This is a genomic window from Shinella sp. GW835-FHT14H05 (genome assembly GCF_058793575.1).
On record NZ_JBXAFY010000002.1, the window covers coordinates 581,674 to 597,176 of the forward strand.

The window sequence follows — 15,503 nt, forward strand, 5'->3', positions numbered from 1 at the left end:
TCGCCTCAGGCGTCCTTCAGATAGGGGCCGATGAGAGCGAGATCGGCATCGCTCAGGCGATCGTTTGCCGTATTCCTTTGGTGCCAGTAGGGGTATTGAAGCCAGGGCTGGCTGATCTTGTCGAGCTTCGTGCGCTCTTCATCCGTCAGCTTCAGCTCGGCGGAAGCAAGGTTGTCCTTGAACTGCGCTTCCGTGCGACCGCCGATGATGACCGAGGTCACGCCCTTGCGGCCGATCAGCCAGGCAAGCGCCACCTGCGCCGCGGACACGCCGCGACCATCGGCGATCTCCACCAGCGTCTCCACGATGTCCCAAAGACGGTTTTCGTCGCGGATCGGCGGCTCGGTCCAGCCGGCGAACTGGCGCGTGCCTTCGGGCGCCGCCTGATCGCGGCGATGTTTACCGGAGAGGAGGCCGCCGGCGATCGGGCTCCAGACGAGGATGCCAAGACCCTGGTCGATGCTGATCGGAACGAGCTCGTTCTCGGCGTCGCGGGTTTCCAACGTGTAGTGGATCTGCTGGCTGACGAAGCGCTGGTAGCGTTCGCGCTCGGAAACGCCGAGCGCCTTCATGATGTGCCAGCCGGAGAAATTCGAGCAGCCGATATAGCGCACCTTGCCCTGGCGCACGAGCGTATCGAGCGCCTCCATGGTCTCTTCGAGCGGCGTCTGACCGTCCCATTCATGCACCTGGTAGAGGTCGATCACGTCGGTTTTCATGCGCTTCAGGCTGGCCTCGCAGGCGGCGATCAGATGCTGGCGTGAAAGGCCGCTCTGGTTCGGCCCGTCACCCATCGGAAAGCGGGCCTTGGTGGCGATCAACACGCCGTTCTTGCGCGGGCCACCGATGATCTCGCCGAGGATTTCCTCGCACACGCCCTGGGAATAGGCATCCGCCGTGTCGATCAGGTTGACCCCGGCGTCGAGGCATATATCGACGAGACGGCGGGCGTCGTTGACGCCCAGGTCTCCCACAGTCTTCGCCCAGCCGACGCCGCCGAAGGTCATCGTGCCCATGGTGATCGTCGAAACCTTGAGGCCAGAGCGGCCCAGCAAACGGTATTCCATTATCGCGCTCCTTGAGTAAGTCAGGCTGCGGTTGCGATGGGTTCGGCAAAACGCAGCGGAGAAAATAGCATCAAACTGCGTCTATGAGGCCTCGCCAAAGGTCAATGCTGCCTTCGGTGGCGTGGGTGTCGATCTCCTTCAACTCCTCGTCGGAGAAGGCCAAGTTGTCGAGCGCATTGAGCGAATCGTCAAGCTGCGCGACGTTGCGCGCGCCGATCAAGGCGGAAGTCACCCGCGCATCGCGCAGCACCCAGGCGATCGCCATCTGCGCCAGCGACTGGCCGCGCCGTTTGGCGATCTCGTTGAGCGCACGCACGCGGGTGAGATTGTCGTCGCTGAGCAGTTTTTCGTTGAACGACCCGCCCCGCGCCGCGCGGGCATCCTGCGGGACGCCGCCGAGATATTTGGAGGTCAGCAGGCCCTGCGCCAGCGGCGAAAAGGCGATGCAGCCGACACCGAGTTCGCCGAGCGTATCGAGCAGCCCCTCCTCGATCCAGCGATTGAGCATGGAGTAGGACGGCTGATGAATGAGGAGCGGCACGCCTTCGGCGCGCAGGATGCGCGCGGCTTCACGCGTGCGCTCCGGTCCGTAGGAAGACAGGCCGACATAGAGCGCCTTGCCCTGACGCACCATCTGCACCAGCGCGGCCATGGTTTCCTCCAGCGGCACGTCCAGCGTGGGGCGGTGGGAGTAGAAGATATCGACATAGTCGAGCCCCATCCGCTGAAGGCTCTGGTCGAGGGATGCCAGGAGATGCTTGCGCGAGCCGCCACGTCCATAAGGACCGTCCCACATGTCCCAACCGGCCTTGGACGAGATGACGAGCTCGTCGCGATGGTGCTGGAAGTCCTTGTTCAGGATGGTGCCGAAATTCTCTTCCGCCGAACCATAGGGCGGGCCGTAATTGTTGGCGAGGTCGAAATGCGTGACGCCACGGTCGAAGGCCCGGCGGATGACGCTGCGGCCCGTCTCGAAGACATCGGCGCCACCGAAATTCTGCCAGAGACCGAGCGAGATCGGCGGAAGCTTGAGACCTGAACGGCCGGTGCGGCGATAGTCGATGCCGTCATAGCGGTCCGGATTGGCGAGATACATGGTCGTCTCCATTGCAGTACGGCCGGCGTGAAAAGCGTCCGGCTGCTCGGTGCCATGGGTACGCACCGGCGATCATTGAATCAATTACCGCCAATTCAACGGATCATTGATTTCAACTCAACGATCCTTTCGCTGCGCTTCCCGAATGCATTGGATCAGCATCTGCAGGCCATAGGGCAGCTGCCGGCGGCTTGAATAGTAGAAGGCCAGCGGCGGGCCGATGGAAGACCATTCCGGCAGCACGAGTTCCAGACGGCCGGCGTGCAGATGCCGCTCGACAAGCCTTTGCAGGCAATAGGCAATGCCAACCCCCGAAAGTGCGGCCGAGATCGAAATGTCGGTCGAGCCGGAAATGAGGGAGCCCGGCACATCAATCTGGCGCCGCTCGTCGCCCCGGTCGAACTCCCAATGATAGATCTGCCCTCGCCCCGTTCGAATGCGCACGCAGTTGTGAGACAGGAGATCGTCGGGATTCAAGGGCCGTCCGAAGCGGTCCAGATAGGCCGGCGAGGCAACGGCGACCCAGCTCAGCGGCTCCGTCACCGAAACGGCGATCATGTCTTCCGGAATGGTCCCGGCATATCGGAGGCCGGCGTCAAAGCCTTCTGCGGTGACATCGACGAAATAATCGTCGGACGCGACTTCCAGCTCGATATTCGGAAACCGCTCGCGAAACAGCGGCAGGACGGGTGCCAACAGGAGATCGACGGCGTCGCGCAGCACATTGATGCGAACGCTGCCCGAGATGCCGCGAAACTGTCCCTGGAGCTCTTCAAGGCCCGTATGGATGAGGTCCAGGCCGGCTGCCACCTTCTCGGCCAGCGCAGACCCTGCGGCCGTCGGCGAAACGCTTCTGCTCGTGCGGTTGAGCAGCCGGACGCCAAGGCGCGCCTCAAGTGCCTTCATGCGGTGGCTCAGGGCCGAAACCGAGATTTCGAGCTGATCGGCCGCCTTGCGGAAGCTTCTGTGCCGGACGATCTGGAGGAAGACAGCCAGATCGGAAAGCTCATTTCGGTTGGAAACCATGTTCACCGCCACCCCATCGCTCCCCGTCATAGGGGGAGCGCCATAGCACGTCAAACAGGGCTCGTTAGGGCTTGGCAGTTCGTTGAGACGACCTGCGGCTGAGCTCGAAGGCGACGGCCGCGATCACCGTCAGAGCGATCAGCACGAGGCCGAGGGCGTTGACGGCCGGGGTCAGGCCGGTGCGGACCTTCGTCGCGATATAGACCGTCAACGGGGTCTCCGTGCCACGCACGAACAGCGTGGTGTTGTAGTTCTCGAAGGATTGCAGGAAGGCGATGAAGGTCGCCGCCAGAAGCGACGGCTTGAGATAGGGCAGCAGGATGCGGCGGAACACCATGAGCCGCGAGGCGCCGAGGCCGATGGCGGCATCCTCCAGCGTCCGGTCGAACCTTTGCAGCCGGGCCGCCACCATCAGCATGACATAGGCGGTGATGAAGCTCGCCTGCGCCAGCACGATCAAAAGCGTGCCGCCGCCGACGCCGGCCTGCCGCCAGAGAACGAGCGTGGCGATGCCGATGGCGACGCCGGGCGTGAGGAGCGGCGAGACCATCAGTGCATAGAAGAAGCTGCGGGAACGATCCTGGAGGCTGTTGAGGAACAGCGCCGCCGCCGTGCCGATCGGCAGCGATATGGCGATGACGCCGAGGCCGATGAAGATCGAAAGGCGAAGCGCCTTCCACATCGCCTGGTCGGCCCACAATGCGGCGAACCAGTCGAGCGTGGTGCCGAGCCAGGGCGTGACGGTGGGGAACTTGCTCGCATTGAACGTGGCAAGCCCCATGACCACCAGGGGCAGGAACAGGTAGAGGAAGAACAGCGCCATGTAGACGGCGAAAATGATGCGCGGCAGGGCAGCCAGAAGGGTGGCGAATGCCGTGTTGCTTCGCGGTGGCTTTGCCGCGCCTTCGAGGGTCATGGTCATTTCGCTACATCCGCAAGGTTAACCTTGAAAATCCTGAGCGCCGCCATCACCACCACCATGCAGAGCGTCAGCAGCACCAGCGCATAGGCCGCACCCCGGTTCCAGTTGCCGCCCTCGAAGAACCAGTTGTAGATGACCTCGGTGAACCAGCGGCTGCCGGGAGCGCCAAGCAGCGCCGGCGCGACATAGCTGCCGGCCGCCAGCATGAAGGTGAACACGCAACCGGTCGCGATGCCGGCCTTCGCATGGGGAATGACGATCCGGCGATGGATCTGGATCGTCGAGGCGCCGAGGTTGCGCGCCGCTTCGATCTGCGCGGAATCCAGCGTGGAAATCGAGTTATACACCGGAAACAGCATGAACAGGATGTAGGCATAGACCATGCCCGCCAGCACGCCGGCATCGCCGAACCAGCGCATCGGTGTATCGAGAATGCCGAGCCCGACAAGGGCCACATTGAGCGGCCCGTTGAAGGCAAGCAGGATGTACCAGGCTAGCGCGCGCAGCACCTCGTTGATCCAGAACGGAATGATCAGCGCCACGGTCACCCAGGCAACGGCGCGGTGCGTCGCCACCTTGGCGAGCCAGAACGCCATCGGATAGGTGACGACGAGCGTCGTCAGCATGACGAGCGCGCTCGCCCAGATCGTCTTGAAGAAGATGGCCCGGTGCACCGGATCGGCAAACAGCGCGCTGAAATTCACCAGCGTATAGTGATCGTCCGGACCGCCGACCTGCGCGGGCGTCAGGTTCGGGCGCAGCGAAAAATCCAGCATCATCAGGTTGGGCGCGAGCACCATGCCCACGAGCCAGACGGCAACGCCGAGGAGGATGAGGCTGCCGAGGCCGGGACCGAAGCGCTGGACGAGACTATGCATGGGCGAGGACCAGCGCCTGCGCGGGCTCGAAGGACAGTCGCACGCGCGCGCCGGCCGGCGGCGCGTCGGTGAGGCGGTGGTGCGGCAGCGCCGCCATCACAGGCTGGCCGCCCTCCGTGCGGGCATGCAGCATCGCCGTCGCGCCCTCGAATTCGAGCTGTTCGGCGAGCGCGTCGAGGCTGTTGCCGCTTGCCGCGGTGCCAAGCGATATCGCCTCCGGACGAACATAGACCGTGGCGGCATCCCCCGCCTTCAGGCCCGACGCACCGCGGCCGAGGAACATGCCGTGCTCCGTCTCGACCGCCGCCAACCCATCGGCGATCCGCTCGACCCTGCCGGAAAACGCGTTCGTCTCGCCGACGAATCTGGCGACGAAGGCGGTGCGTGGATTGGCGTAGAGCGCGCGCGGCGTTGCCACCTGTTGCAGGATGCCGGCGCTCATGACGGCGACGCGATCGGACATGGCGAGCGCTTCCGACTGGTCATGCGTGATGTAGATGAAGGTGACGCCAGTGCGCTTTTGCAGCGATCGAAGTTCGGAGCGCATATGCTGGCGAAGCTTCAGGTCGAGCGCCGAAAGCGGCTCGTCGAGCAGCAGGACCTGCGGCTCCACGGCAAGCGCCCGCGCGATGGCGACGCGCTGCTTTTGCCCGCCGGAGAGTTCGTGCACCATGCGGTCGGCGTAGCCCGGAAGCGCGATCAGGTCGAGCAGTTCCTCGGCACGCCGGCGCCGCGCCGCCTTCGGTACGCCGCGCACTTCGAGCCCGAAGGCTATGTTTTCCCACACCGGCATCAGCGGAAACAGTGCGAGCGACTGGAAGATCATCGAAGTCGGCCGCTGGTTGGCGCTAATACCGACCATATCGCGCCCGCCGATCAGGATGCGCCCCGCCGTCGGCTGCATGAAGCCGGCAATCAGCCGCAGGATCGTCGTCTTGCCGCAGCCCGAGGGGCCGAGAATGGAGAAGAATTCGCCGCTCTCGACGGTGACGGAGAGCTTTTCGACCGCCCGGGTGATGCCGAAGGTCATTTCGATGTCGATCAGTTCGACGGAGCGGGTCATTGACTGCAGGATCCTTGAAACGCAACGGCGGGGTCATCGCCCCGCCGCTCTTATTGAGGTGAAAGCCGATCAGGCCGACAGGAACTTGTCCTGGTACTCGTTGCGCAGTGCGACGAACCAGTTGTCCTGCACCGGCCACCACCAGAGCTTTTCGAGGGCATCACCCGGATAGGCGGCCTTGAAGAAGGCCTGCGAGGCTTCCGACAGGAACTTTTCCGCGCCGACGGCCGTCGTGTTGATCGACGTGTGGTTTGCGTAGAGCGCGCCTGCCTCCGGCGTCAGCACCCAGTTCAGGAAGGCATAGGCCTGTTCGACATTGGCAGCGCCGACCGGGATGGAAACCCCTTCCATCCAGGTGAGTGCGCCTTCCTTCGGCGCGACGAAACCGATCGGCAGGCCTTCCTTGGCAAGGCCGGCAGCAGACGAATCCCAGGTCTGGCCGATCGTCACGCCATTGGCGCGGAAGGCGCCCTGGGCTTCGTTCTCGTTCGACCAGAACTGGGCGATGTTGCCCTTGCGGGCGATGGCTTCGACCATGATGGCATCGTAGTTGGCGCGCATCGTGGCTTCGTCCTTAAAGCTGTCACGCATCGGCTTCGGCAGCTTGCCCTGCGCTTCCATCCAGAGGCCGAGGCCGACCAGGCCCGAATGGCCGCGAACGGTGGCCTTGCCCGCCATTTCCGGCTTCCAGATATCGCCGTAGGAGGCAGTGCCGTATTCGAGCGGTGACGTGTTCTTGTCGAAGGAGATGGCTTCCGTACCCCAGTCGGTCGGCACCTGGTAGCGCTTGCCGCCGACGACGGCGCCCAGGGTTTCCGAGCCCTTCACGGCGCTCGTCAGGGCGCGGTCCCAGAGGACCTTGCTTTCGTCGATCGGCTGCACGAGGCCGAATTCGACATAGTTCGGAACGCGGTCGACGGCCGGCCAGATCACATCATAGCCGGTGCCGTTGCTGGCGCGCATCTGGTTGAGCAGCTCGTCGTTCGTGCCATAGGGCGTATAGACCGGCTTGATGCCCGTGTCCTTTTCGAAGGCGGCGAGCATGTCGTCGGAAATGTAGCCGGCCCAGGCGAAGATGTTGACGCTGCCCGAGGTGCCGGCAGCAAAACCGGTGCGCGAGACGAACGGCGCAGCAAGCGCAAAGCCCGCGGTTGCGGCGGCGCCCTTCAGCAAGATACGGCGGCTAACATGTGTCATCGAAAACTCCTTGTGGCGACCACCATCGGCCCCTTGATGACCTCGCTCATAGGCGTGGCATATGACAGCCATGCGACCACTTCCGGCCGCGGCCACAAGAATGAAAGAGAAAAATGGAAAGCGGAAATTTCATAGAAATGTCATGCACTTGTCGACCGGCTGACATGGAGATCCGCTAACGCAAACCCTTCCGTCCGGCCACTCTGCCGGCGATTGTTTCCGGATAAAAAAGGTCTGCAAAAATGGTTTCCAGCGGCGTCAAGGGCATCGGCATTTCCGCCCACAAAAGGGCTCACGATCTTTCGGATTTTGGCGCCGAGCTGGACATGATCGAGGCGCTCGGCGTGGACTCCATCGAGATCCCGACCTTCGATCTCGATCTGGTCGTCGGCGGAAAGGTCCGCAGGCCGCAGCTCGATGCGCTGCTGCGCGCCACCCGCGGCCGCAGCGTCGGCTATTCCGTTCACGGCCCGCTCGCGATCAATTTCATGGACGACGCCTGGCGGCTGCCGCGCCATTTCGACGTGCTGAAAGCCTCGCTGGACGTGGCCGCCGAAATCGGCGCCGAACATTACGTCATGCATTCCGGCCTGATGCCGCGCCAGCAGGCCACGGGAACCGAGGCCGCCTACGAGCGGCAGCGCGAAGCCCTGTCAAAGGCCGGCGACCTCGCCCGCCAGCATGGCCTTGTCGTCTGCGTCGAGACGCTGTTTGCCGACTTCAAGGGCGACGGCTACGCCTCCTCCCCCAGGCGCCTCGCAAAGGAACTCGCCACCATCGCGCACGATCATGTCATGGCGACCATCGATTTCAGCCACTCCTACCTGAAGATGGATTTCGACGGCGCGCGCGATACGTTCGTCGCCGAGATCGCCGCGCTGGCGCCCTACGCAAAACACCTCCACATCCATGACAGCTTCGGCCGGCAGGACGATATCTGGATGTATACGGAAGGCGAACGCCTCGCCTATGGCCATGGCGACCTGCACCTGCCGGTCGGCTGGGGCGACGTTCCCTGGCAGGCCCTCATGGAGCAATGCGTCTTCCCCGAAGGCGTCGTCTTCAACATCGAGCTGAACCAGCGCTACTGGTACGCCGCCGCCGAATGTATCGAGGCGACGAGAGCACTGGCGGCTAATACTCAAACTGACCGGCGCGCTGCTGCGGCATAATTTTGGTTTGCCGGGATCGTCCTCATTTTCGGCGAACGTTCGGCAATCCAGCAAGACCGGCGAAGCGCTTGCGATACTCCGCGGGTGTGACGCCGACATGGCGCGCAAAGGCGCGGCGCAATGTATCGGCATCGGCAAAGCCGCAATGCACCGCGACCTGCTTGGGCGCCTCATGGCCCTGCTCCAGCAGGCGCCGCGCCGCATCGACGCGCGCTTCCTCCACCCAGACCGCCGGCGTAACGCCGACCTCGCGCCGGAAGAGGCGTGCAAAATGGCGGGGGCTGACGCCCAAACGCTTGCCGAGGCTCGCCACGCTGTGATCGAGCGCCGGATTGGCGGCAACCCAGCGCTGAAGCTCCTGAAGGGCCGCGCGGCCGGCCGGCGCGGCCTCGCCCTTGCGGCTGAACTGCATCTGCCCGCCGGGCCGCTTGAAGAACATCACCAGCTGGCTCGCGACCCGTAGCGCAATCTCGCGGCCGAGATCCTCCTCCACCAGGGCGAGCGCCAGATCGAGCCCGGCCGTGACACCTGCAGCCGTGCGCACCGGCCCGTCGCTGATGTGGATCGCATCCTCCTCCACGGTCACGGCCGGGAATCGTGCGGCGAGTTGCCTGGCCACGGCCCAGTGGGTGGTAACGCGCCGGCCATCGAGCAGGCCGGCCGCCGCGAGGAAGAAGGCGCCGCTGCACACGGAGCCGTAGCGCCGCACCGCCCCTGCTCGCTGGCGTAGCCAATCGAGCACGAGACTATCCATCGGCACGTCCGCCATATTCGGGCAACCAGCGACGAGGAGCGTATCGATGGGTTCGGCAAGGTCGCTGCCGATCACGCAATCCGGCAACAATCGAACACCGGAAGAGCTTCGCAGCGGCCCCGGGTCACGCGCGGCAACGAGCAGCCGATAGGCCTCGTATCCCGCCTGGCTGTTGGCCTCGGCAAAAACGTCCAGCGGGCCGGAGACGTCGAGAAGCTGCACGCCGGGCAGCGCCACCATCACGATCGTTCTTGTCCTGTCTTTCATGCTGTCCGTCTCGGCCGGGATTTGTCTCTTTTAGACGTACTACGTCAATTGCAGCCAAACTAGCGCACTTCTATTCTCCCGGCGAGTTAAAAAAGCAGGAGAACATCATGCCCCATATCCCTGAAGCCGCTGCCATTCCCGACACGAAGCTCGCCAAGGCCATCACGGAATTCATCCGCGACACCGAGACGGACCTGCTCTTCAACCATTCCAGCCGCGTCTATCATTTCGGCGCGCTTGCCGGCGTCCACGGCAACCTGAAATTCGATCGCGAGTTGCTCTATGCCGGCGCGATGTTCCACGACATCGGCCTGATGCCGAGCCACAGCAGCAAGCACGAGCGCTTCGAGGTCGACGGCGCGCATGCCGCCCGCGATTTCCTGCGCAGCCACGGCATCCCGGAAGCGGACGCCTATACGGTCTGGACCGCCATCGCGCTGCACACCACGCCCGGCGTGCCGCAACACATGCACCCCGTCGTCGCGCTGGTGACGGCCGGCGTGGAGATGGACGTGCTCGGGCTCACCTACGATCAATATTCCGAAGCCGAGCGCACGGCCATCGTCGGCGCCTTTCCGCGCACGCCAAAATTCAAGGAGGATATCATCCAGGCCTTCTACGACGGCATCAGGCACAAGCCCGAAACCACCTTCGGAAACGTCAAGGCCGACGTCATCGCCGACAAGGAACCGCATTTCCATCGCGGCAATTTCTGCAGCGTCATCCGCTGCTCGCATTGGCACGGTTGAGGCGACGACTCGATCCGATCAAGCGAAGTTGAACAGCCGTTTGCGGAAAGACGGGCCGACGCACCGTATAGTCTGCGCAAACCATGACCGCCGCGGGGATAGCCCGCGGCGGCAAAAGGGAGAGAGCGTTTGTCCCATAGCCGGTTCGTCGTCGGGTTCTGCCTGTGCCTGGCCATCCTCACAGGCTCCGTCGCCGCTCAGACGCCGGACGCGGAGAGCCGACAACAACCGGCCTCCGAGACGGGCATCTTCAGCCTCATTCCGGGCGATTCCGTCACGGAACACACTTTGCAGACAGAGGACGGACCGCTTGCCTACACGGCAACGACCGGCACGCTCGATCTCTACGGGCAGGATGGCAACCGCACGGCGAAGGTCTTCTACACCGCTTATGTTGCCGGCAAGGGCGATCCGGCGCGCCCGATCACGTTTGCCTTCAATGGCGGACCGGGCGCCGCGTCGGCCTATCTGCATCTCGGCCTCGTCGGCCCGAAAGTCCTGGAATTCGGCGAAAGCCGCGACGACGGCACGCGCCCGTCCCTCAAGGACAATCCGGACAGTTGGCTAGCCTTCACGGACCTCGTCCTGATCGATCCCGTGGGCACGGGCTGGAGCCGTGCAGCGAATGACGACGCGGCCGGCCAGTTCTATGGCGTGCGGCAGGATGCCGAAAGCCTGGCCAAGGTCATCACGCTCTACATGCAGAAGAACAGGCGCGTCGCCTCCCCTGCCTATCTGCTGGGAGAGAGCTATGGCGGGTTCCGCACGGCGAAGGTGGCCGCGGCGCTGAAGGAGACGCAGGGCATTCTCGTCTCCGGCGTCCTGATGGTCTCGCCGCTCATCGAAGGCCGCTTCCTCTTCGGCGCTGCGGATGATGCGCTCAACGCAGCGCTCCAGCTTCCCGCCCTTGCGGCGGCCGAGATGGAGCGGCGAAACGCTTTCGACATGGAAAAGCTTCGCGAAGCCGAACGCTTCGCCATGACGGACTATCTCGTCACCCTTGCCGGCCCCTCGCCGTCCGGTCCGCAGGCGGATGCGTTCTATCAGCGCGTTGCGGACCTCACCGGAATAGCGAAGGCGGATGTCGCGCGGGCGCGCGGTTTCCTCGACGGTCTCTATGCGAGGCTGTCCGGCGAAAGCGGACGTGTCGTCAGCCCCTATGACGCCGCCTATTCGGCGCCCGACGCCTATCCGGAATCGACCACGAGCCGCAACGACGACCCCATCCTCGACGGCTTCACCCGCGCCTATGGATCAGCCTTCGCAGCCTATGCCCGCGACGAACTCGGCTTTCAGTCCGACATGACCTATTCCCTGCTCAACACAGGCGTCAACCGCCGCTGGGAGTGGAACGACGGCAGGGGTGGCGACGGGCGGGCAAATGCCAGCGCCTCCGGCGACCTGCGCGATCTTCTCTCGACCATTCCGCGGTTCCGGCTGGCGATCTATCACGGCTACAGCGACGCGCTGACCCCTTACGGATCGAGCCGCTATGTGCTGGACCACCTGCCGCCAAGCCTCGCGGCGGGGCGCACCGAACTCAACATCTACCGTGGCGGGCACATGTTTTACGTCGACCCCACCTCCCGGCGGCAGATGAGGGAAGATGCCGGGAGATTCTACCGCCTCCCCTGATCGATCAGTTTTTCCGGCAGGTACAGGCCTGGTAGCCGGTGGCGAACAACCGGCCGGCCTTCATGCCGATCGCATCCGGCACATCCTGAATGCGCGAGACCCGAAGCGAGCGCGCAATCGCGATGGCCGCCTCCGCGCAGATCGCGGCATCCTCTGCGGCGTTGTGGTGCGCAAAGGTCAGGCCGAGATGGGAGGCCAGGATGTTGAGCTTGTGCGACCCGAGATGCGGCCAGGCCTTCTGCGCCATTTTCACCGAGCAGAGATACTGGAGTTCGGGGTAGCTCTGGGCATAAAGATCAAGGCATGAGCGCCAGACGCTGAAATCGAAGGCTGCGTTGTGCGCGATCATGGTCGCATCGCGAAAATCGTCAACAAACTCGTCCATCACCTCGGGAAACTCGCCCGCATCCTCCACATGTTCCGGCCGGATGCCGTGGATGGCGATGTTGAAGGACGAGAAGCGCATGGACTTTGGCCGGATCAGCCGCTCCTCGACGCGCACCACGCGGTTGTCCTCGATCCATGCCAACCCGACGGAACATGCGGAGCCACGCTGTTCGTTGGCGGTTTCGAAATCGATCGCGATGGTTTTCAACACGGGCCTCGGCTTAAGGGAACCACGTCTTTATCGCCAGCCGGCTGATTTGGCAAAGCGCCAATTAGACGGGCCTGGCGGCGAACCGTTCGAGCAGGCGGTCGACCTTTATGGGCGCAAAGATGTCTTCCAGCAGCAGGTAGGCCGCGCCGAACAGGGCACTGTCCTCCTGCGCGGTGGAAAGCACGATGGAGAGATCGCGCGTCGCCAGCGGAAGACAGCGCTGGTAGACAAGTTCGCGGATACCCGACAGCAGGAAATCGCCGCCGCGCGCCAGCGTGCCGCCGATGACGATGAGGCTCGGATTGATGATGCTGACGGCGTCGGAGATGACTTCGCCGATGGTGCGCCCGGCAGCGCGCAGCAGCATGAGAGCCTCGGGCTTGCGCTGTTCGACGAGGTCGATCACGTCACGCGCCGTCTCGGCGTGGAAGCCGCGTGCGGAAAGGTCCCGGGCGATCGCCCAGCCGGCGGCGCGCGCCTCCACGCAGCCGAACTTGCCGCAGCGGCATAGCGGCGCGTCGTCCGACAGGAACTGGATATGGCCGATATCACCGGCCGCGCCCTGCGCGCCGCGGAACATGCGCCCGCCGGCAATCATGCCGCTGCCGATGCCGGTGCCCACCTTCACGAACAGCATGTCGTCGACGGTCGGGAAACGGCGCTTGTACTCGCAGATCGTCATGAGGTTCACGTCGTTCTCGACATAGACCGGCACCGCGAAACGCGCCTGTAATTGGCCGATGATGTCGAAATCGTCCCAGCCGTGAAGCACCGAGGGGCCAACGACGCAGCCGCGCTTGAAATCGACGGGCGTCGGCAGGCTGAGGCTGATGCCGAGGAAGAAGCCGTGGGTTTTTTCCGCCTCCGCCGCGAGCGACGCGAACACATCCCCCACCTGCTGGAGCGTCGCCTCCGGCCCGCTCGTCACGGAAAAGGGCAGCGTCGCCTGGGCAACGATGGCCGGCGTCAGGTCCATGGCGGCGAGGTGGATGTGGGTTTCGCCGATATTGGCGACCAGCAGGAAGCCGCTTGCCGCATTGATGGCGAGAACCCGCGTCGGCCGTCCGCCGCTCGGCAGGGTTTCCTCCGTCTCGCGTACCAATCCGCTGGAAAGGAGTGCATTCAGCCGCTGGGTGACGGTGACACGCGAAAGGCCCGACGCCTGCAGCAGTTCGGCCCTCGACGACGCCTGGCCCGTCGCGATCAAGGAAAGAATGCCCCCCGCGCCGTCCAGCGTCGGCCCCTCATGCCCCTGCTCATGCCGTCCCATGCAAAACTCCTGTTGCCTCCTCGCTTTAGCGGCAAAGCACAGAGAGATAAAGCCGCAGTTTCCAACATCCTCCGCACTTATGTATAATATAATACATAAGATTGCGAATTATGTTTTATTTTGTATATATTCTCCGTACGGCCAGACGGAGAAGCCCCTTGGACACCTACCTTATCGGATTGGATTACGGATCGGAATCGGCACGGGGCGTGCTGATCGAGGTCGCGACCGGAAGGCAGATGGCAAGCCATGTCCATGCCTACCGGCACGGCATCCTCACCCGGACCCTGCCCGATGGAACGCCCCTGCCGGCGGATTTCGCCTTGCAGAACGCAGACGACTATACGGAAGCGGCCTTCGAGATCCTCTCGCGGCTGGGGCGGGACCGCACCGTCGAGGGCATCGGCATCGGTTTCACCGCCAGTTCCCCCCTGCCCGCCCGCGCCGATGGCGCGCCGCTTTCCCGCCTGCGCCCCTCCGACCCGCATGCCTATGTCAAGCTGTGGAAACACAATGCGCAGGCCTATGCCGACGCGATCAACGCCGGCCCGGCACCCTTTCTCGCCAATTTCGGCGGGCGGCTTTCCGGCGAATGGCTGCTGGCCAAGGCCGCGCAGATCGCCGCGGAGGCCCCCGCCGTCTGGGCCGAAACGGACCGCTTCATCGAGGGCGGCGACTGGCTGGTCTGGCAACTTACCGGCAGGGAGGCGCGCGGCCTCGGCTTTGCCGCCTACAAGGCGCAGTTTTCCGGCGATGCGGGTTATCCGCAGGGCGTGGTGGCAGGCCTCGACCGACGCCTCGCGACGCCCCTTCCCGTTGGGTCCGCGGCCGGCCCGCTTTCGCCGCAATGGCGCGACCTCACCGGCATTCGCGGCCGGGCGACCGTTGCCGTCGCCGTCATCGATTCCCATGTGGTGCTGCCGGCGATCGGCGCCGTTTCACCGGGCTGCTTCGTCGGCGCGCTCGGCACCTCGGCCGCTTATCTCTACCTCAGCGACATCCAGCGCCCGCTGCCGCCCGGCATCGAGGGCATGGCCTTCGACGGCTCGATGCGCCAGCTCTGGTGCTACGAGGCCGGCCAGCCGAGTTTTGGCGATACGCTCGCCTGGTTCGTCACGACATTCCCGCGCGGCGGCGACATGCAGGAGAGTTTTCGCGCCTATAACGAGGAGGCTGCCACGCTTGCGCCCGCAGCAGGACGGGTGATCGCCCTCGACTGGTGGGGCGGCAACCGCGTTCCCTTTGCCGATGGCAATCTCTCCGGCCTTCTGGCAGGGCTGACGCGGCAGACGACGGCCGCCGAAATCTATCTCGCCTTGCTGGAAGGCCTCTGTTTCGGCGCAAAAGCGATCTTCGACCTCTTCCCCGAGAGCGGCCTCGTGCCGGAGCGCGTGCTGATGGCAAGCGGCCTTACCCGCGCCAATCCGCTGCTCATCCAGATCCTGGCCGATGTGCTCGACCGCCCCGTCGACATCCCGGAGATCGCCAATGCGACGGCCGTCGGCGCCGCCATCCACGGCGCGGTTGCCGGCGGGACGGTCAGCACCTATGCGGAAGGCGCGGAGCGGTTCGGCGCAAGGGACATCGGCCGCGTGCTGCCGCGCCCCGACCGGGTTCAGGCCTACCGCTCGGCCTACGCCGTCTATCGCGATCTCTCCCGCCAGAAACCCCTTCATGCCGTCCTGCATGCGCTGCGCCGCCTGGAGGGTTGAACTGGCAAAACAAGGCCATAGCTATTTATGGACAAAAATATACAAAAGAGAAGTTATTACTATTTGACTTTATCCAAAAGGAGTGACCTAATCCAGC

14 protein-coding genes are annotated in these 15,503 nt (G+C 64.2%); 4 read left to right on the forward strand and 10 right to left on the reverse strand.

The window, feature by feature from the left end:
- Window positions 1-5: 5 nt before the first annotated feature.
- The 7 genes from AC1Q6Z_RS10135 to AC1Q6Z_RS10165 all read right to left on the reverse strand — a co-directional run bounded on the left by AC1Q6Z_RS10135 (window position 6) and on the right by AC1Q6Z_RS10165 (window position 7,249).
- A complete protein-coding gene (locus tag AC1Q6Z_RS10135) occupies window positions 6-1,067 on the reverse strand; it encodes an aldo/keto reductase (RefSeq protein ID WP_492647670.1) in 1,062 nt (353 codons plus the stop codon).
- Window positions 1,068-1,137: 70 nt separating this feature from the next.
- Window positions 1,138-2,163, reverse strand: coding sequence for an L-glyceraldehyde 3-phosphate reductase (gene mgrA / locus AC1Q6Z_RS10140; RefSeq protein WP_492647671.1), 1,026 nt, complete (start codon window positions 2,161-2,163; stop codon window positions 1,138-1,140).
- Window positions 2,164-2,280: 117 nt separating this feature from the next.
- On the reverse strand, window positions 2,281-3,189 hold the full coding sequence (locus AC1Q6Z_RS10145; RefSeq protein WP_492647672.1) for a LysR family transcriptional regulator: 909 nt from the start codon (window positions 3,187-3,189) through the stop codon (window positions 2,281-2,283).
- Window positions 3,190-3,253: 64 nt separating this feature from the next.
- Window positions 3,254-4,111: an ABC transporter permease gene (locus AC1Q6Z_RS10150; protein ID WP_492647673.1), complete on the reverse strand. Its 858-nt coding sequence runs from the start codon at window positions 4,109-4,111 to the stop codon at window positions 3,254-3,256.
- Window positions 4,108-4,989: an ABC transporter permease gene (locus AC1Q6Z_RS10155; RefSeq protein ID WP_492647674.1), complete on the reverse strand. Its 882-nt coding sequence runs from the start codon at window positions 4,987-4,989 to the stop codon at window positions 4,108-4,110. Before AC1Q6Z_RS10155 ends, AC1Q6Z_RS10150 begins: the two co-directional genes overlap by 4 nt.
- Window positions 4,982-6,052, reverse strand: coding sequence for an ABC transporter ATP-binding protein (locus AC1Q6Z_RS10160; RefSeq protein ID WP_492647675.1), 1,071 nt, complete (start codon window positions 6,050-6,052; stop codon window positions 4,982-4,984). Before AC1Q6Z_RS10160 ends, AC1Q6Z_RS10155 begins: the two co-directional genes overlap by 8 nt.
- 69 nt (window positions 6,053-6,121) lie before the next feature.
- Complete coding sequence (locus tag AC1Q6Z_RS10165; protein ID WP_439623076.1) at window positions 6,122-7,249, reverse strand: extracellular solute-binding protein; 1,128 nt, start codon at window positions 7,247-7,249, stop codon at window positions 6,122-6,124.
- Window positions 7,250-7,491: 242 nt separating this feature from the next.
- On the opposite strand from AC1Q6Z_RS10165, the gene AC1Q6Z_RS10170 reads away from it, so the two are divergent.
- The gene (locus tag AC1Q6Z_RS10170; protein ID WP_492647676.1) at window positions 7,492-8,421 is read left to right on the forward strand and encodes a sugar phosphate isomerase/epimerase family protein; all 930 of its coding nucleotides are present in this window, start codon (window positions 7,492-7,494) and stop codon (window positions 8,419-8,421) included.
- Window positions 8,422-8,443: 22 nt separating this feature from the next.
- Here the strand turns inward: AC1Q6Z_RS10170 and AC1Q6Z_RS10175 are convergent, their stop codons facing one another.
- The gene (locus tag AC1Q6Z_RS10175) at window positions 8,444-9,442 is read right to left on the reverse strand and encodes a GlxA family transcriptional regulator (protein ID WP_492647677.1); all 999 of its coding nucleotides are present in this window, start codon (window positions 9,440-9,442) and stop codon (window positions 8,444-8,446) included.
- 107 nt (window positions 9,443-9,549) lie between these two features.
- On the opposite strand from AC1Q6Z_RS10175, the gene AC1Q6Z_RS10180 reads away from it, so the two are divergent.
- Complete coding sequence (locus AC1Q6Z_RS10180; protein ID WP_492647678.1) at window positions 9,550-10,191, forward strand: HD domain-containing protein; 642 nt, start codon at window positions 9,550-9,552, stop codon at window positions 10,189-10,191.
- A 129-nt stretch (window positions 10,192-10,320) separates the two neighbouring features.
- Window positions 10,321-11,826 (forward strand): S10 family peptidase, encoded by a 1,506-nt coding sequence (locus AC1Q6Z_RS10185; protein WP_492647679.1) that lies wholly within the window; start codon window positions 10,321-10,323, stop codon window positions 11,824-11,826.
- A gap of 4 nt (window positions 11,827-11,830) precedes the next feature.
- Here AC1Q6Z_RS10185 and AC1Q6Z_RS10190 read toward each other — a convergent pair whose 3' ends face one another.
- Window positions 11,831-12,421 (reverse strand): 3'-5' exonuclease, encoded by a 591-nt coding sequence (locus tag AC1Q6Z_RS10190; RefSeq protein ID WP_435264540.1) that lies wholly within the window; start codon window positions 12,419-12,421, stop codon window positions 11,831-11,833.
- Between the two features lie 64 nt (window positions 12,422-12,485).
- On the reverse strand, window positions 12,486-13,694 hold the full coding sequence (locus tag AC1Q6Z_RS10195) for an ROK family transcriptional regulator (protein ID WP_492647680.1): 1,209 nt from the start codon (window positions 13,692-13,694) through the stop codon (window positions 12,486-12,488).
- 158 nt (window positions 13,695-13,852) lie between these two features.
- Between AC1Q6Z_RS10195 and AC1Q6Z_RS10200 the strand changes: the two genes are divergently transcribed.
- Window positions 13,853-15,406 carry an FGGY-family carbohydrate kinase gene (locus AC1Q6Z_RS10200; protein WP_492647681.1) on the forward strand — a complete coding sequence of 518 codons (1,554 nt, stop codon included), beginning with the start codon at window positions 13,853-13,855 and terminating at the stop codon, window positions 15,404-15,406.
- Window positions 15,407-15,503 lie beyond the last annotated feature (97 nt).